Source organism: Polyangiaceae bacterium, from assembly GCA_016715885.1.
Taxonomy (GTDB): Bacteria; Myxococcota_A; Polyangia; order Polyangiales; family Polyangiaceae; genus Polyangium.
Genome location: JADJXL010000007.1, coordinates 138,328 through 159,688, shown reverse-complemented (window position 1 = coordinate 159,688; position 21,361 = coordinate 138,328). Strand labels below are relative to the sequence as shown.

Below are 21,361 nucleotides of genomic sequence, written 5' to 3'. Positions count from 1 at the left end.
AGACCACGTTGGCTTTGACGTCAAGATGCGCGCAGATGCCGACCCGCGTTAGGGCGTGTAGGTGTACGGCGGAACCTTGTTGACCCAATTCACCTCGTTCGCCGACGGGTAATAGTTCCTTAGCTTAATGTTGAGCTTTCGCGAAATGACGACCGCATTCGAGTTTGCGTTGGTGCCCCACTCACAACGGCGGAGGTCCTTCCTGCGCTGGACGTGGTGGACCTGCGCTGCCTCTGGGTCGTTCGCAGGCCCAGCTTTGAGGAACTCCGGTTCGGTACAGATCATTGGCTTGCCGCACTTGTCCTCACATGGATACATGAAGCCCGCGAGGTCGGAGCGAATCCCCCCGTCATTCGCCGCGCGATTGACCTGAAGAATCCACTCCCTCTGGTTGAGGGTGCCACCGTCGGGGCCGGGGAGGCCGGTGCTGCAGTAGAAGTCTTCCCCTGGTTTTATGGTGGTCAACTGGGGCAAATTCCGGTAGGGGCCGTTGATCTCCGTCGGGACGCCGTCGACATCGATGAGCGACGTCTCCAAAGGTGCATCGCCGAGTTTGATATCGATCTTGTTCGCGACATCCGAGCCGACTTGCACCCACCAGTCACCCGTGACCTCGTTTTTCTGGCACTTGTAGCCCTGGTCGTATTTAGCGAGTCCCGACACTTCTCCGATTCTCTTCGCGTCCCTGCACGCTTTCCCATCCTTCCCATCCTTCTCCTTCAGATCCTCCTCCTTGTACCAGCAGTTGAAGGGAGCGTTCGCGTCCGCAGGCACGTAGCACGCCGCCAAACCGAATGCGGCCCTGTACTTGGCGGCCAGCTCCGGGTTCATGCTCGGATTTCCCAGGAGCGGGAGAAAGAAACGCTTGCACCCAGTGGCCGGCGGCTTCGCACATGCGGTCGACGGCTCTTCGACCGGTGGATCATCCACAGCGGTACACTCGCCCGGCGCCGGCCCGCCCCCACCACACGCGCCCGCCATCCATGCCCCAACGAAGCCCATCATCAGGCCGCCCAACATGGCCGAGCGGCGTGTCGTCATTGCTTGCATGGCATACAGAATCGCGCGTTGAAAAGCTGGGCGACAAGGGAAAACGCGGTTCCTTGCTTCATGCGCAGAATCGAAGCGCTACGCACTTCGCGGCTGGCAAGAGCCCTTTTTCTGCCCTCTTACGCCTTGCACACCGCCTTCGAACGTGTACGCGTTCGCGTCCGCGTGCCCCTGTGCGATGCTTTTACACCACGACGAACTTAGCCGTCTGCGTCGCGGTCGCATGCAGCCGCGACGCACTCTCAGCCTACTCCGTTCGTCAGGCCGATTTCGTGCAAAAATCATTGGCGATTTCGCATTTTTTGACGCGCGTAACACTCTCACGTTCGCGGGCGTGGCGACATACGTCGTAACCATGACCAATGTGCGAGCCTGACAAACGTTTGTCAGGATCGCATTATTCGTCGGGAACAACTATCACCCGAGGACGCTTCGGTGGTTCGCAGTTGCGCCCCGCTCTGAGGAGTTGAACCAGCACGTCGACGAGGTTGTCAGGTCCGATCTCGTAGCCAGCCTCCCGCGCAATCCGGCGTACTTCGCCCGGAACGAGAAACCCACCTTTTAATTCGGCGTATTCGTCACGAAGGTGCTTCACAACCGCCAAATCGAGCCGCAATTCCATCACGATGGTGGGCACGTCCATACCCTCCTTGAGCATCTCGAAGACGCGCGCGTCCCTGCGTTGCTTTCGGGCAAACCTCGCGTCTGCGCCCGTTTTGCCCACGTACGCCGCGACATGCGCCTCGTCGTAGACCACTTTTACCCGAGGTCCGCAGCGGGGACCTTTCTTGGGTTTTTCATACCCCACCCTTGAAGGATCGTATCCTTTGAGTTTGCCCTCTTGCTCCAGTTGCCGGAGACGTTCGGCGCTGATCTTGAATTTTCGCTCGGCCTCTGCACGCGAGATAAACATGGACAATATCCCCCGAGGTTGTGTGGACCTTGTGAATTATGTGCACGAAATCGTTGATGTTACCAGCGCTTCGTTGCAGATGTACACTATGTACATCCACCAATATTGACTGCGCTCGATCTCGACCGTTTCGACAAAAGTCGGGTATCCATTGAGGCATGGCACTTGGCGTCGAACAGGTTGAGGCTCTTCTCCAGAAGAACCGAGCGCTTGCTGCACGAGAACGTGCGCGCGTGAACGAGCTGAAAGCGCAGAACGAGGACACTTTGCAGGAGATCTGCACCAGTTTGGTCGTTCCGACGGCTGCGTTCGGGATGAGTTACGCGCGCGAGTCCCTTGGCGAGAAGGCGTCGACCGCGGGAATTCCCATCGATGCAGGTCTGGGCCTCATTCTGAAAATCATCGCGGGGCTCTTCGACCTCTCCGCGACCAAGGGAGGACAGAGGGTCGGGAAGTTCCTCCACGACATCGCCAATGGTGCATTTGCGTCCTGGACCGGCGCCCTTGGCGCAGCGCTCGGCGCGAAGAAACGCATGGAGAAGCCTGTGCCGCCTCCCCAGCCACAGGCGTATACGGGCGCGGAAGCAATGCCCAAGTTCGGACCGGGGCCAATGACCCACGAGGATCTTGCCGCGATAAAAGCGGCGATGTCGACGCCAGCAACCCCGTCCACAACGCCGAACGTTGGTGCAGTTGGCTCGGTGCAAGGGACGCCCACGCGCGCTCCAGTGCCGATGGACTACGGGCACATAGCCGCGATTGCCGCCGCAATGTTGGCGCCACCGCCCATGCCGCAACAACGAGCACCGACCCCTGTGCAAGCACCCGCACCGCCAGCTCCTCAGCCGGCCCTTGGTGCCACGCAAGCCGCGCCCCCGACGGTGCCACCAACGTCGCCGCAGTCAACCCCCGGCGCACAACGGACGCCCTCTGCACCGCCCCAAAAGCCTTTTCGCTTTACGCAAGCACGGCCAACGACACCATTGCCGGATTTGGGGACCGCATTCGCAGGTGGAACCTACCCAATGCAGGACGTCGACAAGGACCTGCAATGGCTTTCGAGGGAATACTCGACCGACAAACTCGATGAAGTTCTGCGTTGGGCTCGCGCTCCGGCGTAGCTGATTCGTACGTCGAATAGCAAAACATATCAATGAGCCAGACCAATTGTTCTGGCAATGGGCGAGGTGCGTCTTTTCCTTGAAATTTGGAATTTCATCATGGCGAGCGACAAACCTTCCACGATTCCACCCCGCTCGTCTCGCTCGCGCCCGTCCGCCACGCCGCTCGTCGTAGGCGCTGGGCGGCGCACACGCAACCGTCGTGTACCGGCACGCACTGCCCCTACCGCAACACGTTCCTTCGTGGTAGACGTCCGCGCGTCGGACGAGACGAACGGCGAAGTCATGGCCCGCATTCGGCCAACCGAGGGGGCCGCCACGGGAGCGATCGAAAACGATTTTCGGTTCAGTGGGGCACTTCTGGACGTCGTCGGTGATCTTCTCGTCGAGCTCGCACGCGAAGAGGACGAAAAGAAATGAATTCCCGCCAGCACGTCATGGAAGGCATATCGCTGCAATCGTGGAACGCCACATCGTCGCCGCCCGCTCGCTATTGGGCATTTTACGTGCGGGTGACAACCGAGGAAAGCGTCAAGAAAGACCTATCCATTCCAAACCAGTGCAATCGGGCGATCGAGATTGCCAAGGCTCGGGGGTGGCACGATTACCGGATTTACGTCGAACCGGTGAACGTATCTGCCGAGCTATGGACAGACAAACGTCCTGCGTTCAAGCAAATGCTCGACGATGCTGCCGCGGGTCGCATTATTGGAATTTGCGCGCGACATACCGATCGCTTGTGGCGCAACAATGACGTGATGGGAAAACTCATCGGCGTTCTGCGACCGCACGGCGTCGAACTTTGGGATTTCAACAGTCGCTACGAATACAAAAGCGCGCATGGTCGATTTTCATTACAGGTGCTTGGTGCTGCTTCGGAACTCGAAGTCGGTTTGGTTTCGGAACGTATTCGCGAAATGAAACGGGGCAAAGCATTAAAGGGAAAGCAGAGCGGAGGTGCACCGCCTTTCGGATACACGTCTCAAACGCACCGCAAAGCTCAACTCATCGCCGACGGGTATTCGCCCGATGACGCGTATCGTCAGGCATGCGTTGAGTATCCCGTCGGAAAAACCTGGTATATCAACGAAGACGAAGCGGCTATCGTTCGACTCATTTTTGAGTTGTACACGTCGCACCAATACCGCTACGGCTGCAAGCGAATTGCACGGCACTTGAACATGGCTGGCTATCACAGGCGTCTGGCGGGGCCATTCGTGCACAGCACCGTCGTGAAGATTCTGAAGAATCCCGTTTATGCTGGGTACCAGAGTTTCGACGAAGTGGCATACGAGCGTCGTGTCCCGTCAAAATTGCCGCGGCACAAGCAGACCCTATTTGCGGGCGAACATCCGGCGATCATTGAACCGAACGTTTGGCACTTGGCCCAAGAAATCAGGGCGAGCGAAAGCAAAATCAATCGAATACGCAACTCGCCTGCGGGCGCCACGATCGAGATGTTTTCGCTCACCGGACTGTTGAAATGCCCGCTATGTGGTGGAAGTCTTCACGGCAAATGGACGACGCGGCGTGCAATACCCGAACGGAATTACCGCTACTACTATTGCTCCAGGCGTCATGATGGCGGTCCCGAAGCATGTTCGTTTCCGGCGATTCCTGCCACTCCGCTTCAAGATGCCGTCTGGAACTGGCTGCACGAGATCCTCGCGTCGCCCGAGTTCGTCATGGAGCATTTCCAGCGAATGCAAAAGGGCATGAAGGCGGAGCAGCCGGACGCCATGAAACGACTTGCCACGCTTCAACGAAAACGAGACACACTCAAGGGGGCGATTGCGAAATACTTCAAGGCATTCGAAGCCTGCCCCAACCCGGATGCGGCCGTATTGGAACGCGTTCGTGAATTGCGCGCAGAACTGCAAAATGTCGAGGGGGAAATCGTCAACATGGAATCGCGAACGCCACCTGTGGAACGCGCCTTGAATCCGGATCGAGTTCGTCATTACTTGGCGCAGCTTCGCGAACGGATCGCCGCGCGCACGGATTACCAGCGTGCAATATTCCAGGAACTGAAGCGCTCGCATGACTTTCACATACGCGTCTCGCCGAGTGGCAGGGAGTTCACACTGTCGCTGGCTTTGCCCCGAGAGGAAATGGTTGGCGAGAAGGCCGCGGACAAGCGGCTCATGTCCGTGCTTGCGCCGCCCGGCAAAAAGGCGGCGCGTCAAAGTTGTCGAGAGGTTACCGGTGAGAAATCAACGGGCTGCTACCGCCCCAACCTCGCCCGCACCTCACGCGCCGCGCGATCCCCCGATTCGAGCGCTCCTTCCATGTACCCCGTCCATTCGGTCGCAGTCTCCGTGCCTGCCCAATGAATGCGCCCCACGGGTATGCGTAGCGAAGCTCCACACGACAGCATCGCGCCAGGCGCCATGTTCGCCACGGGGCACCCGCGCGACCATTCTTCCGCAGACCAATCGAATTCCACGTATTCGACCGGCTTCCGCGCCTTGTCACCAAACATCTTGCCGAGGCTCGCCAGCACCGCTTCGCGACGCTCTTGTGCAGGTCGCGACGAAAACCGCCGCGCTTCGTCACCCATGACAAACCCGAGGAGCGAATTCACCGTTCCATCGTGAGAGCCATTGTCGAAGACCACGGACAAGGGCCCCTCGTTCGTGACCGCTTCTCCGGAAAAACCTTCTTCACGCCAAAATGGCCGATCATACACCGCAATGCATTTGGCCGCCGATCCCATAGGCATCCGCCCGGCCAATGCATCGCGTGATACGGGCAAAAGCGGACGGTAATCGATACGATTGGCAACCACCGGCGGCACCGCGACGATTGTATACTTCGCACGCACGTTGATTGCGTCGGATGCCACGACGAGCCCGTCATCCTGCTGCTCGATACGCCGCACCGGCGCCGAAAGCACGACGGAATCGCCCAGCTTCTGCGCAAGACGCAACGACAATTCCTGCGCACTGCCGACGAATCGCCGCTCTTGTGCGCCGCCCTCGATTTCGACGAGCTTCATCAGGCCGCCGCCCGCGCGCAAATACGCAAGGAAATACAACATCGACATTTCATGCGGCTCGGCACCGAAAACCACACGAACGGCGGCATTGAACAAGTCGCGCACGTCGGCTTTGGGCATCAGCTTTCGAGCGTACGTTTCGACGGTTTGTCCGTCCCATTCTGCTGCATTGGCCGCCGCCGTCGGATGATGCAGCGGCACGCTCTCCGTCAGCCGGTCCAATTTGCGCAGCGCGAGGTGCAGCGATACCAGACTTGGTAATGGCAGCGATGGGATCGTTCCCGAATACGTCGACAGCTTCCCGTTACGATAAAGAATTTTTTTTCCCGTGTGGTACGTCGGGAAGGTTTGCACCCCAAGGTCTCGGGCCAATTTTGCGAGGCGTTCCTGCCGGGGGCCAATCCATTGTCCGCCCAAATCGAGCACGCGCCCGCCGATGTTCCGCCCCAGCGTGCGACCTCCAACGCGGTCCCGCGCTTCGAGCACCACGACGCGCGCTCCCGTTTCCACGAGAGCACGCGCCGCGGACAAACCTGCAAGACCGGCGCCGACAACCACCACGTCCGCGTCGGTCTTGCGTGAAGACGTTGAATCTGGCGTCACGGACGTAGATCTACATCCGCTCGAGCACCACGGCAATGCCTTGACCGCCGCCAATGCACGCGCTGCCCACGCCGTATCGCTTTTGCAAACGACGAAGCGTGTACACGAGGTTCGTCGTGATGCGCGCTCCCGATGCACCGAGAGGATGACCCAGCGCAATCGCCCCGCCGTTGACGTTGCACTTCTCCATCGGCAATCCGAGCTCCTTCTGCACGGCAAGCCATTGCGGCGCAAATGCCTCGTTCACGTCGAATACGTCGATGTCGTCCTGGCGCAGCCCCGCTTTTGCGAGCGCCTTCGGAATCGCTGCCGCAGGACCAATGCCCATGATCGCCGGATCGACGCCCGCCGATGCCCACCCGAGCAGCCGTGCAAGCGGCACGAGGCCCTTGTCGCGAGCAACCGCCGCGCTCGTCACCACCAACATCGCCGCGCCATCACAAATGCCGCTCGCGTTTCCTGCCGTCACCACGCCGTCTTTCTTGAAGACCGGCGCAAGCTTGGCGAGCGCTTCGCGCGTCGATTGCGGACGCGGATGTTCATCCACGACAAACGATACCGGCGGCGCTCCGCGTTTGCCCGGTAGCTCGACCGGCGTGATCTCGTCCTTGAAGGCTCCCGCTTCGTTTGCGGTTGCCCACGATTTCTGGCTTCGCAGCGCGTATTCGTCGCATGCGTCACGGCTGATGCCGTACTTCGTCGCGAGGTTTTCCGCAGTCATCGCCATGGGCGAATTCACGTACGAATCGGTCAGCGCACTCCAGAGCGAATCTTCCAAGGCAGGCGCTTTGCCGAATGCATACCCCTTGCGTCCACCTCGAAGCACGTGCGGAGCTTGCGACATGTTCTCCGTGCCGCCGCAAAGAACCACGTCCGATTCGCCGAGCATTACGAGCATTGCGGCTTGCACGACAGCTTCGAACCCGGATCCGCACAGGCGATTGACCGTCAGAGCGGGCACTTCGATGGGCACACCCGCCTTCAATCCAACGTGACGCGCACAGTAGATCGCATCCGCGCTCGTTTGCTGCACATTGCCCACGACGACGTGCCCCACGTCGCTCGGCTTCACGTTGGCTTGCGCAAGTGCTGCCTTCGCTGCGTGCGCTGCAAGGTCGTTTGCCGTGATGCCTTCGAGCGCTCCGTTCATCGTCCCGAACGCCGTTCGCTTGGCGCCAACGATGACGATGTCTTTGTCCGTGTTCAACATAATCTCTCCGCTGTGCTGGTCCAAAGGTCGCGCCAGCATGCGTTGTCGCGCGCCGTCGAGCAAGGCCCGAATCGGGCTCGAAAGTTGACGTACGCCCTGGGCTCGTCGACAGTCACTTCGTATGCAGCCGAGCGACGATCCCACGCGCCCAGCCGCTTCGAGCTTTCACGAAAGCGACGACGCGACAGGGTTCACCATCATCGTCGTCGGCCCAGAAGACAGCGGACGCACGTTCGAACTCGTCGATGGACGCTATTTGCTCGGCCGCGCGCCCGAAGCCGACATCCGTTTGTCTCTCGAAACCATCTCGCGCAGACACGCGCTCATCGTCGTGCAAGGCGATCAGGTCACCATCGAAGACCTGGGTAGCCGCGTGGGCACGTTCGTGAACGGGCGTCGTGTGACTTCGTGCAGCTTGCCAGCGGGCGCTCGCATCGTGTGCGGAGGCATCACCATGAAGCTCCTCAAGGGCAAAGGATAGCCGCATCGAGACCAGATCAAGTATGCTCGCTCGTGGAGGCGCTTGGTCATGGCATTTCGGCGAAAGCTTGGTTGGTTGGGCATCGGGATCCTTGCGACGTTCGTGGCTTCATGCGGGACCGACAATCCGGACAAACCCCCGCCCACGGTGGAGCCTGCCGTCGACGTGCTTGCTCATTGCAAGTTCGAAAAGGCTCCGGCTCGTCCTGAAAAACCGGCCAACGCGCCGACGGAAATCAAAGCCGGCTACGGCTCCGTCCTCCTTCCCATCCCCATTGGTTCGCCGCTCGGTGGATACACATCGCGTGCAAAGGGCCTCATCGGAGGTCCAAACCCTGTCGACAAGCGTCCTCAGCGCTTTGCCAAGAGCTTCGTTCCCACCGTGGGCATGCACGACGGTTTGCGCGCCGAAGTGCTCGCTCTCGAAGCCGGCGGCGAACGTGTCGTGCTGGTTCGTCTCGACGCACCGTACGTCATGGAAAACACGGTGTTCGAGCTCGAATCCAAGGTGGCGCCGGATGGATCGATGCGCGGCCACATTGTTCTCAGTGGATCGCATAGCCATTCATCGTGGGGCGGGTATCAACCGAGTTTGGTGCTCATGGCAGGGTCGGACAGGCCCAAGCAGGAGCTTGCGGAGCGGTTCGTCGACAGCGTCGCGGGCGCCATCAAGGAAGCGCTCGATGGAATGGTGCCCGCGAAATTGGGAATTCACGTCGAAAAGGCATTCGATCCGATGGATGAAGTCAATCGTGATCGGCGCGGCGACAACGACATGGTGCTCGGGCCGGACGGCAATCATGCCGGCGAAGACAAGGATACCCATTTGTGGATCATGCGCGTCGACAAACTCGACGGCTCGCCGCTCGCTGCCATTGTCGATTTTCCCATTCACGGCACCGTGAGTGGTGGCGACAATCCGCTTGCTTCCACGGACGCGACGGGAGGTATCGTGCGATCGCTCGAGCACGAGCTTGGTCATCCCGTGCTTCATTTTCAGGGTGCAGCCGGGGACGTTTCTCCGGCTGGCCATGGAGGTCGCGCGGCGTGTCCAGATTCTCGACAATGCCTCGACATGCCGCGCCTCGAGACGCTCGGCGCTCGGGCGGCGGAGATCATCGCGCCGCTGATCAAAAACGTACAGACCGGCGACAAAGCAGCGCTCGAAATCGCGACGCGCACGTTTTACGTCGGTCGAGACGCCGTCGTGAAACGCCCGGATGGCCAAGAGCTCCGGTACAAGGCTTTCGATCCCGAATTCGTGGAGCCCGATCGGATCATTTTCGACGACAATGGCAAAATCCTGAGCCCCATCGACGAATTCAATGCATTTGCCGGTGCGGGCCTTTGCGGCGAAGCGAATGGCGCGGGTGCCATTGCGCCCGTTCCCGGCACAGCGGGTCTCAAGCCGTATGGCTCGTGCCTCAATGTCCAGACGGGTGGCCACATCATTCTCGATGCGTTCTACATTGGCGACTACGACCGGACGATGCCTCTCTGCGACACGTCGCGCACGACCGTGAGCGCCATTCGAATTTCGGGCACGCCGACGGGCGATTACATGGCGCTCACGATGCCTGGAGAAGCCGTGGCTCCATTTGCGAGTTACCTGCGCGCGCGTTCGCCCGCAGGCGCGGACAAAACGCTGCTCATTGGATACGCCAACGATCACGTCGGTTACTTGCTGACCGCGGAAGATTGGCTCGCTGGCGGATACGAGCCCAGCATCAATCTATGGGGACCGCTCGAAGGTGAAATCGTCATCGATGGCATTTTGGAAGCTGCGAAGACCGCATGGACTCCGGAAATCGAAGACCCCGAAGTCGATAGCTCGCGATACACCAATTGGACATACCCGGACGTCGAACCGATTACGGTCGTCACGACCAGTGAACATGGCACCGTCGCACCCGTTCCTGCGACCATTTGGTGGCCCGACACGGCCGATAAGAACGCTCCCGTTCTCGCATCCACCGTATCCCGAGCCGTCGGTGCGGCAAGGTTTGTCTGGTACGGCGGAGACGTCGCCATCGATACGCCCGAAGTATTCATCGAACACGAAACGGCGCCGGGGCAATTCGAGACGCTGAAGGATTCCAAAGGGAAAACCGTCTCGTCGTTCGATGGCGTCATCGTCACGACGTACACGCCGGAGCCGCTCGAATCGATGACGCCAGAAAAGCATATTTTCTCGGCGACTTGGCAGCCGGTTCCGGGCGATCCGATTTCCTTGAAAAACCCGATCGGACCTTATTCGCTGCCGCTCGGCAAATATCGTTTCCGCGTCGAAGGCAAAGCAAAGGCTGCGTCGGGCATCACCTCGTACAGCCTCACGAGCGAATCGTTCGAGGTCGTGGCGGCGCCGCTCGCAGCATCGTCGACGGCCACGCGGGCGTCAACGTCCGTCGACGTTACGGCAAACCTCGGCGCTGCAACGGGCATTCGCGCATTGAAGGTGGGTCCAACGGACGTGAATGTGCCGCTCTTGGGGCCGTGGACGGTCATCGTGACGTTTGCGAACAATCAGACGAAAACGGTGGACGTGATGCCCGATGCGTCAGGCAAAGCGAGCGTGCCGCTCACGATGCAAGAAGCCATCGACGCGGTGAAGGTCGACGTGCGCGATAGCGTCGGTAATGGCGGGTCGCTCGACGTGCTCTGACATCGAGCGGACGTAGGTCACTTCCCCAAGAATTCCCTAAAATTTCCGCAGACGATTACGATTTTCGTCGTTGTGCGTCGATCCAAGCGCGCGCTTCGGTTTCGGTGTTGCAGATCATCACGGGGATGTTGCTCGTGGCGAACTTCATCAATCGACCGACGCGTTGATACAGCCCAATGATTGTTCGATGGTGGAAGTCGGCGTTGAAATAGACCATCGCTTGGTACAACTGCATTCGCTCCATGACCTCCGGCAGCTTCATTGCGGCGGGATCCTGGCGACCAGCTTGGGCGGAGTCGAGCAGCGCGAAGAAGCCTTTTTCCGGCGCGGGCAAGGTATCCAGGAACGCCATCATCTGCTTGACCTGATCGACCGACATGTCGCCAATGGGCCGCGAGAACAGGATGTCCGGAGGCTCGAACCGAAATGCGTGTTTGCCAATGAAATGCCAGCCGTCATCCGCAGGTATGGTCATGGTGTTTGCTTTACGATACGTTACGTGTTCGGAGCGGAAGGATAGCAATTTTGGGGGAGGGTTCAAAGGCATTCATCCCTGTGATGTTGCCGTGGGATCTGGCGTGTGTGCACAATGTTCCTCGATCCCCTACGCATGGCGACGTACCCATCGATGCAGCGCCCCGCGACCCCTACGCGCCCAAGGAATGCGTACATTTTCTTGGGGAGACCCCTCTACCGCCAAAAATCCTCGCCGGATTTATTGGGGAGACCCCTCCACCACACAAAACGCATGAGACCGTTCTCGATACGAACCCCCTCGCGTCCTATCTCCGTGCCACCATTTTCCTGCGTCGACCCTTCGCTGCAGCAATGACCGTTGCACGCCGTGTCACGTCGACCCCTCGCGGCGGTCATGACGCGAAATCCGCACGCCATGCGGATGCCTCGCGGCGGCCTTTTGCATGGGCTCGCCCCAGTTGTTCATGCTTTTCGCGGCTTTTGGGCAAGCACCCTCATCGCCGCGCGCGGGTCTCGGTGGCTTTTTGGACCCGTTACGGAACGTCGCCGATGCTTCACGGCGGAACTGGCATCCCGGATGCCCACGTGCGGATCACCTGTAAGAAACGCTTTACATCGCGCGAACGAAGGTGTACGCGTCATCGTTCATGGGAGCACCACGAACACTCGAAATTGACGAGCCATTCGATGAAGTCGACGGCGAGCTCCGGCATACGGAGATGTTTTTGACGGCTTACCCCGTGACGGCGGCCCTTGCGCCGCCCTTTGCCGCGACGCGCACGGAGGTGCGCAAGCAGCGAGCGGAAGAAGCGACGTTGATCGACGCGATTCTGCTTTCGCGTGCGCTCGCCTTGGCAGCGGACGACGAGCTGAATCGCCTGGCGGACGATACGAAGAAGGCGGTGACCAGCGCCTTCAAGGAAGAGTATCAGGCGCCACTTTACAAGCAGCTCTTTGCGGGCCAAAGCCCGAGCGAGCTGAAGCGCCCGCTGCTCGGCGCGCAACTTGCGACCATGCGCAATTGGATTGGGCCGCTCGGCGCCACGGGTATTACGGAGTTGTCGGCCATAGCCACGCGGCTCGTTTCGGCAGTTGCAAAAGCAGACGAGGCAGAGACGAAAATGGCATTGGCGCAGCAAGCTATGGATGCATTCAAGGCTGGTCCGCGGACGACGTGCATCAATGAATGCAATGCACTGCGAAAGCTCACGTATGGCAAGCTGAGTGAAATCGTGCATGGCAATGCCGATGTGCCGAGCGATTTTGCGGATCGATTTTACATGACGACCGGCGGCTCGCGCGCGCCGACGATTGCGGAAATGACGCAGTCGGTCGAGCGATTGCGGGCGAAACTGAAGCGACACGAAACGCAGCTCGAAGCGGCAAAGGAAAAAGCGGCGCAGCAGTTGCGCGAGCGGCAGGAAGCGGAGCTCGCGGAGCGCAAAGCGCGATTCGAGGCGGCGCAAAAGCGCGCGGCCGAAGCTGCCGCGGAAGTGGCGAAACTCCAAGCCGAGCTCGAAGCAGGCGGCACGCAATAGCTTCCGCTCCTTTGCATAGAGCATATTGCGCCAGGGTTTGCCCGTAATTAGTTCCTTACTCCCAGCCGCTCTCCAAAGTCGCTACGTTCCGTTGACGTCGGAAGGACTTCGCCGTTGCTCGTATACAGCCGCGCCGGCACCGTAGGCTGGGATAACCAACGTCCTAGCTAGCCGCGGTTTCCCATCGACAATTGACGCAGCTCTGCCTTAGTCTGCTTTCCGGAGGGAATTGGCATGGTGGGCTTCCGGTCGGTGCTTCGCGTCTTTGTTGCGTCGCTGATATTGCCACTCGCATGCGGGGGTGACGACACGCCCTCGGGCACCACCGCCGGTCGCGGCAACATACAAAACCGTTTGTCCATGAACGCCATCAAGGAAATTGACCGGCGCATCCGTCGTGCGCGATGGTGGTTGCGGGACGCATTGCCATGCACTTCATTCTCCGCGCTTGGCATGCTGATCACGTGGTTTCGTCGCTTTGCGTCGACGGTCGTGGTCGCGCTGCTTGCGGGAGCGCTTGCGTTATCGAACGTGGCATGTGCGCGATCACTCGCGGCGCGATATCCCCATGCGCGCATGGTGAAGGTTTGCGGGCGGGCGCTTGATGTCGAGGTTGATGCTTTGCGATGGGTTTGTTCCGAGGAGGGGATGTGCATCTCGGATATGCATGAAGAGGTCTTCGATCGCATGGCGCGATCAAGCCGCATGGTATTCGAATACGATCCGGAATCGGACTCACGCAGCGTACTTCGCATGCCGAGCCCACACGACGAGGTTCGTTGCCGGGACCGATTTTCGATCTTGCCGCCACCGGAAGTAAAGGACGAGTGGCTTCCGCCATCGGAAGTGCTGTTGGCGGATGAGCAGAGGGGTTGTACACTTTTTGCGGAAGAAGCCGCTGATGAGAGCAAAGCGGCGGCGTTTTTTGGGCAGCCGTTGCCCAAAAAAGGCCTCACCGGTGGCTGCATGGGACCGGGACCGCTGACGGTGCGGCAACAAACCATCGCTGCGGTGAGGGGTCATTTGCAGGATCTCGGGCGGCAGTATGGAGCCGCGTTCGGGGAGTTGAATGAAACCCTGAGCAATTTCCCCCCATTGGGCCCCAAGATCGGACTCAGGGCGTTTCTCAACACTCACCCGGATATCGTGCGTATGCTCATCACGGGGCTTGACAAGAAGCTCAATGCCATCCCTGAGCTGCCGACATATGATGATCCCGAGCTAGCGGCGGTGGCCGCACGAGCATTTGAACTGGGTTATGGTGCTTCCATTGCAGAGGCTCAGCTCCGATCGCTAACGGTGCTTGCGGGATTCGAGCTGCTTCATATGGTGACAATGAATGTCGCCGTGCTCGCTGAATCTGCCAGCGGCAAAGCCTTCAACGCAGCGATGACGCGGATCCGCGGCATGCCACTGTTCGTCCCCGGAACGGCAGGCGGGGTCGGGTTCTTCTTGCGGCCAAAGGCGCTTCCGAAGCCGCCCCCTGCGAATGCAAACGCGCCTGCGCTGAAACCGGGCACGCCAACTCCGCCGGCAACGGCCCCGCCGCCGTTCGGTAACCTGTCCCGCGCGGCCGAGTTCGGCGTCAAGACATACAACCAACTGCGCATTGCGGTAAAAGGAACGGGGCTGGAAGTGCACCACCTCATCGAGCAGCGGTTTCTGCGCTACTTCAACGGTGATGAGCGCATCAACCTGAGCGTGGCAGTCACTGCGGCGGAACACCAGGCTTTCACGAATAAGTGGCACTACGCCATTGGATATGGTAATGCCGGAACGAACATAACGAACAAGGAAGCGATTCTGACCGCCGCACGTGACATCTACAAGAATTACCCTGCCATTCTGCGAGCGTTGGACCTATGAAGTTCATCCACCGAATTGCTTTTCACGTAACGAGAGCCCAGATGCAGGAACTCGGATCCTTGGGCATCAAATTCCTTCCAGGCGTAGAGAAGCATGACGAACCGGAGCCGTTCGTTGGATTCGACATAGCCGAGGATCATCCAAACTGGCTTCTGCTATGTTCGTTGCTGCAACAATGGGGCAAGAAATTAGGATACGTGCGTACCGAGTTCACCCAGCACGAGATCGATTCTGCGCGTTGGCTGCAGCTCGCGGCGTGGGGCAACGGTTACCCGCAGCCGCAGGACCTGGAGGGGTACACCAACGTCACCTACGATCTCACGCATGCGTGCATGAAATGCATGCATGGGGCGGTTCAAAACGCGCCATTCCGGATCAAAGGCGAGCCGAAGTGGAACCGTCGAGGAATCATGACGCTGATCTGGGTCTTCGAGGAATTCTTCGTTCCACCCGCGGTTTGGGAAACCGTGTTCAAACCGTTCGGCATTGGTTGCCGATCGGTTACCAATCGCAAAGGCATCGAATTGAAGACCGTCGTGCAATTGGTGGTCGATGAAGAAGTGGACGTGGTGACGGATGGCCTGACGCCCATTTCTTGCGATGCTTGCGGTCGAGACAAGTACCAATGGGTCACTCGCGGCATGTTTCCCCCGCTGGTCAAGGAGCCTGTCGCAGCGATGGCAAAAACGCGACAACTGTTCGGTGACGGATGGGGCGTGCGTGGTGTCCTCATTTCGCAAGAGCTCGCCCGAGCGCTCACGGCGCACAACGTACGCGGTGCCGAATTTACCCCGGTGGATGCAGCGCTGCCGGCACTGGTGGCGTGACAAGTCCAGTACCAATTACGGAATTAACGCCGGATCGTCGTGGTAGAGCGCGTACCAGCTGACCGACGTTGCGATCTGCGAAAAGAACCCCATCACCAAGGAGATGATGAGAATCTTGAGAATCGTCCAGCCTTCATACCGTGCAATTCGTCGTGCGATTTCCGTTGCGAGCGCGCCAAACACGAACGTCTGGGCTGTCGCAGATAACATCCCCAGCAATGGGTCCTGATACACCAGGGTGCTGCGGATGGCATCCCAGCACAGAGCGAATGGCTGTTCAAAGCCCACGAGCAAAAAGCACAATGACGTCACACACATGATCAAACCGGCGATCGGCGCCGCGAGCGGCAAAACGACCATCACGGGCAAAAAGATCCCGCCGGCCGGCGGTCGGATATCCGCATCCATTCGCCGATGAACCAAAAGAACAAGCGCAATGCAGGCAGCGAAACCTACAGCCACTCTGCCCATCTCTCGTAGTGCCGATACAAAAACGATCCCCGCAACGCGCCCCTCGGCGCTAAACGCTTTCAGCGCGTACGTGGTTTGCAATGTGAGCGTGACGCCCCAGAATATCGAAGTAGCCACCGTCGCGATGGCAAACACCTTCGCCACATATCGCCATTCGGAACGCGACAAACGCGCCACGTCCTCGGCCGACTCGGCGGAAGCGGGTGGACGATAAAGGTTTTCGGTGTCGTTCATGGCGCAGAGGCCCGCAGCCCGTCGATTACGGCGACATCGGGCGTGTCGGATTGGATGTCCTGACCATCGCGGTCACGATGGCGATTACGTGGAAGAAAGGGACCGTAGCCGGCGTTTCTACCTTCTTTTGAATCGTCCGTCGCGACCGCGATAGCGGTCCACGGTTGGGTCGTATTCGGGTTTATTTCCGGCCGCGAGCGCACCGGCCGCTATGAAGACCCCGGCAATGAGCAGAGCGCCAAGTAAACCTCCACCATCTGACTGCGTCGGCGGCGGCGACGCTGGCGGCATTGCAGGAGGTGGTGGCGATGGACTTGTACTCTTGATGATGCGCGCTAGCTCGATGATCACGTCCGCCAATGATGGTCGCACGATTGGCCAAATTGAAGCCATGCGCTTGAGCAGGATCTTGAAATCCTCCGGTGCTGCGATTGCCATCAAAGCTTCCGGTGAGCAGTAGGCCGTAATGAGCTCAATCCCAACCACCCCAAGTGAGTAGATATCACATGCGGCGGAGTAGGTTGCTCCTGGACGACTCAACTCCGGGGCCATATATCCCGGTGTGCCCCCGGCGCTTGCCGTCATTGGGGCCACTACGGTGTTCGGTCGACGCGCCAGACCAAAGTCGGCAACCTTGACAATGCTCTCGCCATTGGGAGTTCGGGACAGCAAGAGATTCTCAGGTTTGATATCGCGATGGAACCCTCCGACGCTGTGGATTGCCACAAGGCCGTTTGCTGCATGCATGAGCACCATCGCAGCTTGTTGCCATGTGGCCTTGCCGATCCATTTGCGCAGTGACCCACCGGCGCAATACTCCGAGGACCAGGTATGGTTTCGGTGCGTCGAGATCGTATCGGTAGATATCGACGATATAGGGGTTGTGGCTCTGCTCCGCGAGTATTGCTGCCTCCCGCCGAAACCGCTCCAACTCCATGTTGGGTTCATGCAGTTCCTTGATTGCAACCTCCATACCGAGTTCGTCGTCATGTGCGAGGTATACTCGTCCAAACGAGCCTCGTCCTAGTTCACGGATTTCGCGTATTCCCATGAGCCGTGAGCTAAATGATGCAAGAACCACTGTCAAGCGGCGATCCGATTTCCCTGAAAAACCATTGGATCTTGCTCGCTCACGCTTGGGTAAGCATCGATGTACGGCCTCAGGAGTGAGCGTTGGAGGTCGTGGCTGCACCGATCTCAACTCGGTCGCATATGCTACGTTCAGTCTGGTGGTGACATGGCAGCAGAGCCTGCCGGAGTCCGTACCTGCGGATGTCGCGGAGATGGCGATGAATTGGGAACAGGCCTACGAACGGTGGGAGCAAAAGACGCTGAAGAAAGGCAAGGCCGAAGGCAAGGCCGAAGCCATCGTCACGGTGCTCGAGGGGCGCGGCGTGTCGATGACCGCGACCCAGCGCAAAGAGATTCTCGAATGCAAGGACACCCGGAAGCTCGATGCGTGGCTACGCAAGGCGCTGACGGCGTCGGACGTCGACGAACTTCTCACGTCACCAGCGTCGCGCAAACGACGAACCACGCGTCGAGCTGCCTGATCCCACCCGCGTACATCACGCGCGAGCGCGTTTGCCGTGCCCCTTGTCCTTGCCGTACTTCGCGCGAAGTTCCTTGACGAACGAGCGCGCTTGTTTGCGCACGTCCTTCGCCTCTTCCTTCGTCACTTTGCCGTCCTTGCCAGCTTCTTTCGCAGCAGCACGAACCTTGGCCGCAGCAGCGTCGAAGTCCTTGCGAACCTGCGCCTTGACCGCGTCGGGCAATGCCGCCGCCGTCAAGATGCTCTCCATCTTCGAGCGGGTCTTCTCGATCTTTTTCTCGACGATCTTCTCGAACTTTGCGGGCGTCATCGGGAATTCGCCCTTGTCGTGATGCCGTTTCGCGACCTTCTCGACGCGAGGTGTCTTGTCGACTTTTTCTTCGGCAGAGGCTGCGAGCGGCGCGGCGATGGAGGCACAAGCGGCTGCAATCGCAAGGGTTCGGATGAAGGTACGAAGATTCGACATGGCGTGACTCCTCTCGGGGGCTTCCCGTGCTGTTCGGATAGACCTACGAGCACGACGCGTGCCAATGTTCGAGCGCCACGTTTGCCGCGAAATCAGCGGGATCTACCTGCGGCGTGATTGCCGCACCTGCGGCATCGAATGCAAGGTGCGCGCGCGTGTCCGCAGTGTCGTCAGCCGGCCGCTTTCTTTGCGATCTCTTCGAAAAAAGGCCGCAACGTGCGCTTGCCCCGCACCGCAGCGACGGCATCGGTCGTCGTGACGAACGCGACGAACTCGAGCATGTCGCTGAGACGCGGATGCAGTAGGCGCATCATCGCGCTGCTCATGCGAAACACGAAGGGGGGCACGTGAAACACGCGCGGCGTTTTTCCTACGACATCGAACGCGACGCGCATGATGTCCTCGCGTGTCATCGTTTCAGGCCCGCCTGCATCGACCGCCTCGGGACCTTCGTCCACGAGGTCAGCGAGGATCTCGGCCACGTCGATCGGATGAATCGGGTTTGTCTTGGCTCGCCCATCCCCCGCAACCGAGCCCATGCCCATACGCGCCATCGCGATGAGGTCCACGAGCGCCGTGAAGACGCCCGTCGGTTGCACGAAGGAAAAGGATAACCCGGACGAACGGATCCGCTCCTCCATCTCGATGTGTGCTCGCATGTATCGCGTATGGTCCCAACCCGGGCCGCCGTGTGCCGAGAGGTAGACGAATCGTTTCACGCCTGCACGTTTGGCAGCATCGAGCAGGTTGGAATTGGCGACGACGTCGACAGCGCGAAAACTTCGCCGCTCACGCATCGAGAGCGACACATTTGCACCGAGGCACGAAATGACGACGTCGATGTTCGCCATGGCATCGCCGATGGTGGATGCATCGGTCGCATCGGCGAGCACAACTTCGCTTGCCAAGGATTGGACCTTCGCGGCGTTTTGTTTGCTGCGTGAAAGCGTGCGGATGAAATGGTTTTTGGCGTGCAAGAGCCGCAAGACTTCTTGACCGATTGCACCCGTTGCGCCTGCAAGAAGAACTCTGGATGCGCTCATGAATTGGTCCCCTCCTACTTTGCAAGCATGCTCGTTACGTCATTCGCTGGTTGCTTTGATCCCAAACCTTGCCATCAAGCGTTGAAGGTGTCGCCGATCCACACCGGCTTCGCGTGCTGCGCGCGATACGTTGCCCCCCGATTGTGACAGAATCGCTTCCACGTACGCGCGTTCGAAGCGTTCGTTCCAAGCTTCTTTTGCCTCGTGATAGGGGAGTTTCAAAAGGGGCGCGTCCACGCCGCTCGATGAAGTTTCGCGTGACATGCTTTCCGGTTGTGGCGGTTCGACCGGGACACGCTCGTCACCGCGCGGGATCACCGCGGGCTCGCCTGGCGCCGCGAACGGGCCGAGCACGGCCCATCGTTCGACGATGTTTCGCAGCTCCCGCACGTTGCCCGGAAAGTCGTATCGCGCGAGCATGGCGAAGGCGGTTTCATCGAGGCGCGCAAAAGGCGGCAATCCCGTGGCTGCTCTGCGACGTGCAAGCTCGTCCTGCACGTGGTCGACGAGGAGCCGCAGGTCCTCGAGCCGCGTGCGGAGCGGCGGCACTCGCACGACGACCACGGCGAGGCGGTAGTACAAGTCTTGGCGGAATCGCTGCGCCTCGACTTCGCGCAGCAGCGATCGGTTTGTCGCGGCCACGATGCGCACGTCCACCGACCGCGAGCGATCGGAACCGACGGCCTTGACTTCACGCCGCTCGAGCGCTCGGAGCAGCTTCGCCTGCATGTCGAGCGGCAGCTCGCCTATTTCATCGAGAAACAGCGTGCCGCGATCGGCTGCGACGAAGGCGCCTTGTCTTTCGCGTACGGCGCCCGTGAACGCACCTTTTTCGTGCCCGAACAGTTCGCTCTCGAGCAGCTCGCGCGGGATCGCGCCGCAGTTGACCGTGATGAATGCGCCCGTCCGCCCGCTCGATTCGTGCAGACCTTCGGCGGCGAGCTCCTTTCCGGTGCCGGTTTCACCTTCCAAAAGCACGGTCAGATCCGTCGAAGCGACGCGTTCGAGCAGCGCGAACGTTTCGCGCATCGTGGGGCTTCTGCCCAGCATGCGACCAAAGCGTGCGCGTGGAGAAATCTCTTGTTCCACGGTTTCCGCGAGTGGCTCGAGGCGCACGACGCTGTTGCCGAGGCGCACCAGGATGTCATCGCCGAACGACACGCGTTCGACGCGCAAATCGCCCACGTAGGTGCCGTTTGTCGAGCCAATGTCCGTCAGAGAAAAACCATGCGGACCCAGGCGCACGGCGATGTGTTCGCGCGATACCGCGGTGTCTCGCAAGGTCACGTCCACATCGGGACTCGAACCCAAACGAACTTCGTCTTGCGCAAAGGTGCGCGTGAGTCCGACGTCGCGCGGATCCGGGGCGTCGACGACGACGACGTGCAGCTTGCGGATTCTGCGGAGGGAAGGGCCCATCGAGTCATCAATCACCTCGGTGACCGGCCTCTTCTTCGAGCCGCTCGGTGCGCTACCGAGCTGTTTCGTCTTCCCTTCGCCGTCGCTCATCCTCTGCGCTCCTGGTTGAACATTTGGGGCTTCGGGTTGCCTTCGGCGCCCTTCGCCCCCAACCCCTCGTCAACCGCCCTTCGACGTGCATGCAGACCGCGGTTGTTGCGTGCGGGGTGATTCCTGCGACGCATCGAGACGATCGACATCCATCGGCAAGGTGTACTCGTGTTGCGCGGCTCGCGGAAGCACGATGCGACGCTGCGTCGATTTGCGGCGCACCCATCATCGTAAGCCATACCGCGTGAGCCATGCTGCATGGCGTCGATGTCAAAAACGTTCTCGAGCGCGACGACCCTATGGTGATTTCGTGGGATTTCTGTGATGATGGGCTTTCCTTG

At 59.9% G+C, this 21,361-nt stretch carries 20 protein-coding genes; 9 read left to right on the top strand and 11 right to left on the bottom strand.

The features are described from left to right. Window positions 1-48: 48 nt before the first annotated feature. Together IPM54_11325 and IPM54_11320 are read right to left on the bottom strand one after the other, a co-directional pair. Complete coding sequence (locus tag IPM54_11325; protein MBK9260413.1) at window positions 49-1,041, bottom strand: hypothetical protein; 993 nt, start codon at window positions 1,039-1,041, stop codon at window positions 49-51. A gap of 406 nt (window positions 1,042-1,447) precedes the next feature. Next, window positions 1,448-1,963: a hypothetical protein gene (locus tag IPM54_11320; protein MBK9260412.1), complete on the bottom strand. Its 516-nt coding sequence runs from the start codon at window positions 1,961-1,963 to the stop codon at window positions 1,448-1,450. A gap of 158 nt (window positions 1,964-2,121) precedes the next feature. Between IPM54_11320 and IPM54_11315 the strand changes: the two genes are divergently transcribed. The 3 genes from IPM54_11315 to IPM54_11305 all read left to right on the top strand — a co-directional run bounded on the left by IPM54_11315 (window position 2,122) and on the right by IPM54_11305 (window position 5,417). Further along, window positions 2,122-3,084 carry a hypothetical protein gene (locus IPM54_11315; GenBank protein MBK9260411.1) on the top strand — a complete coding sequence of 321 codons (963 nt, stop codon included), beginning with the start codon at window positions 2,122-2,124 and terminating at the stop codon, window positions 3,082-3,084. A gap of 243 nt (window positions 3,085-3,327) precedes the next feature. Then, window positions 3,328-3,504 (top strand): hypothetical protein, encoded by a 177-nt coding sequence (locus IPM54_11310; GenBank protein MBK9260410.1) that lies wholly within the window; start codon window positions 3,328-3,330, stop codon window positions 3,502-3,504. Next, window positions 3,501-5,417: a recombinase family protein gene (locus IPM54_11305; GenBank protein MBK9260409.1), complete on the top strand. Its 1,917-nt coding sequence runs from the start codon at window positions 3,501-3,503 to the stop codon at window positions 5,415-5,417. The genes IPM54_11310 and IPM54_11305 overlap by 4 nt, the downstream gene beginning before the upstream one ends. Here the strand turns inward: IPM54_11305 and IPM54_11300 are convergent. Together IPM54_11300 and IPM54_11295 are read right to left on the bottom strand one after the other, a co-directional pair. Beyond that, entirely contained in the window at window positions 5,309-6,721 is a 1,413-nt protein-coding gene (locus IPM54_11300) for a flavin monoamine oxidase family protein (protein MBK9260408.1), read from the bottom strand. The two genes, IPM54_11305 and IPM54_11300, sit on opposite strands and share 109 nt — an antisense overlap. After that, window positions 6,696-7,895, bottom strand: a complete 1,200-nt coding sequence (locus tag IPM54_11295; GenBank protein ID MBK9260407.1) for an acetyl-CoA C-acetyltransferase — start codon at window positions 7,893-7,895, stop codon at window positions 6,696-6,698. Before IPM54_11295 ends, IPM54_11300 begins: the two co-directional genes overlap by 26 nt. A gap of 121 nt (window positions 7,896-8,016) precedes the next feature. Between IPM54_11295 and IPM54_11290 the strand changes: the two genes are divergently transcribed. After that, complete coding sequence (locus IPM54_11290) at window positions 8,017-8,376, top strand: FHA domain-containing protein (protein MBK9260406.1); 360 nt, start codon at window positions 8,017-8,019, stop codon at window positions 8,374-8,376. A gap of 48 nt (window positions 8,377-8,424) precedes the next feature. Then, entirely contained in the window at window positions 8,425-11,037 is a 2,613-nt protein-coding gene (locus IPM54_11285; protein ID MBK9260405.1) for a neutral/alkaline non-lysosomal ceramidase N-terminal domain-containing protein, read from the top strand. A 55-nt stretch (window positions 11,038-11,092) separates the two neighbouring features. Here IPM54_11285 and IPM54_11280 read toward each other — a convergent pair whose 3' ends face one another. Beyond that, entirely contained in the window at window positions 11,093-11,512 is a 420-nt protein-coding gene (locus IPM54_11280; GenBank protein ID MBK9260404.1) for a hypothetical protein, read from the bottom strand. Window positions 11,513-12,161: 649 nt separating this feature from the next. On the opposite strand from IPM54_11280, the gene IPM54_11275 reads away from it, so the two are divergent. From IPM54_11275 to IPM54_11265, 3 genes are all read left to right on the top strand, one after another. After that, entirely contained in the window at window positions 12,162-13,052 is an 891-nt protein-coding gene (locus IPM54_11275) for a hypothetical protein (protein ID MBK9260403.1), read from the top strand. Between the two features lie 234 nt (window positions 13,053-13,286). Further along, window positions 13,287-14,918 carry a hypothetical protein gene (locus IPM54_11270; protein ID MBK9260402.1) on the top strand — a complete coding sequence of 544 codons (1,632 nt, stop codon included), beginning with the start codon at window positions 13,287-13,289 and terminating at the stop codon, window positions 14,916-14,918. A 41-nt stretch (window positions 14,919-14,959) separates the two neighbouring features. Beyond that, window positions 14,960-15,745, top strand: a complete 786-nt coding sequence (locus IPM54_11265) for a hypothetical protein (GenBank protein ID MBK9260401.1) — start codon at window positions 14,960-14,962, stop codon at window positions 15,743-15,745. Window positions 15,746-15,760: 15 nt separating this feature from the next. On the opposite strand, the gene IPM54_11260 is transcribed toward IPM54_11265, so the two are convergent. The 3 genes from IPM54_11260 to IPM54_11250 form a co-directional block, all read right to left on the bottom strand. Next, entirely contained in the window at window positions 15,761-16,450 is a 690-nt protein-coding gene (locus IPM54_11260) for an ABC transporter permease (GenBank protein MBK9260400.1), read from the bottom strand. A 117-nt stretch (window positions 16,451-16,567) separates the two neighbouring features. Beyond that, window positions 16,568-17,197, bottom strand: coding sequence for a protein kinase (locus IPM54_11255; protein MBK9260399.1), 630 nt, complete (start codon window positions 17,195-17,197; stop codon window positions 16,568-16,570). Next, window positions 17,130-17,501 (bottom strand): protein kinase, encoded by a 372-nt coding sequence (locus tag IPM54_11250; GenBank protein ID MBK9260398.1) that lies wholly within the window; start codon window positions 17,499-17,501, stop codon window positions 17,130-17,132. The genes IPM54_11255 and IPM54_11250 overlap by 68 nt, the downstream gene beginning before the upstream one ends. Window positions 17,502-17,733: 232 nt before the next feature. Between IPM54_11250 and IPM54_11245 the strand changes: the two genes are divergently transcribed. Then, complete coding sequence (locus IPM54_11245) at window positions 17,734-18,003, top strand: hypothetical protein (protein MBK9260397.1); 270 nt, start codon at window positions 17,734-17,736, stop codon at window positions 18,001-18,003. 15 nt (window positions 18,004-18,018) lie between these two features. Here the strand turns inward: IPM54_11245 and IPM54_11240 are convergent, their stop codons facing one another. From IPM54_11240 to IPM54_11230, 3 genes are all read right to left on the bottom strand, one after another. After that, window positions 18,019-18,468, bottom strand: a complete 450-nt coding sequence (locus IPM54_11240) for a hypothetical protein (GenBank protein MBK9260396.1) — start codon at window positions 18,466-18,468, stop codon at window positions 18,019-18,021. A gap of 170 nt (window positions 18,469-18,638) precedes the next feature. Further along, window positions 18,639-19,511 (bottom strand): SDR family oxidoreductase, encoded by an 873-nt coding sequence (locus tag IPM54_11235; GenBank protein MBK9260395.1) that lies wholly within the window; start codon window positions 19,509-19,511, stop codon window positions 18,639-18,641. A 39-nt stretch (window positions 19,512-19,550) separates the two neighbouring features. After that, a complete protein-coding gene (locus IPM54_11230) occupies window positions 19,551-21,020 on the bottom strand; it encodes a sigma 54-interacting transcriptional regulator (GenBank protein ID MBK9260394.1) in 1,470 nt (489 codons plus the stop codon). Window positions 21,021-21,361 lie beyond the last annotated feature (341 nt).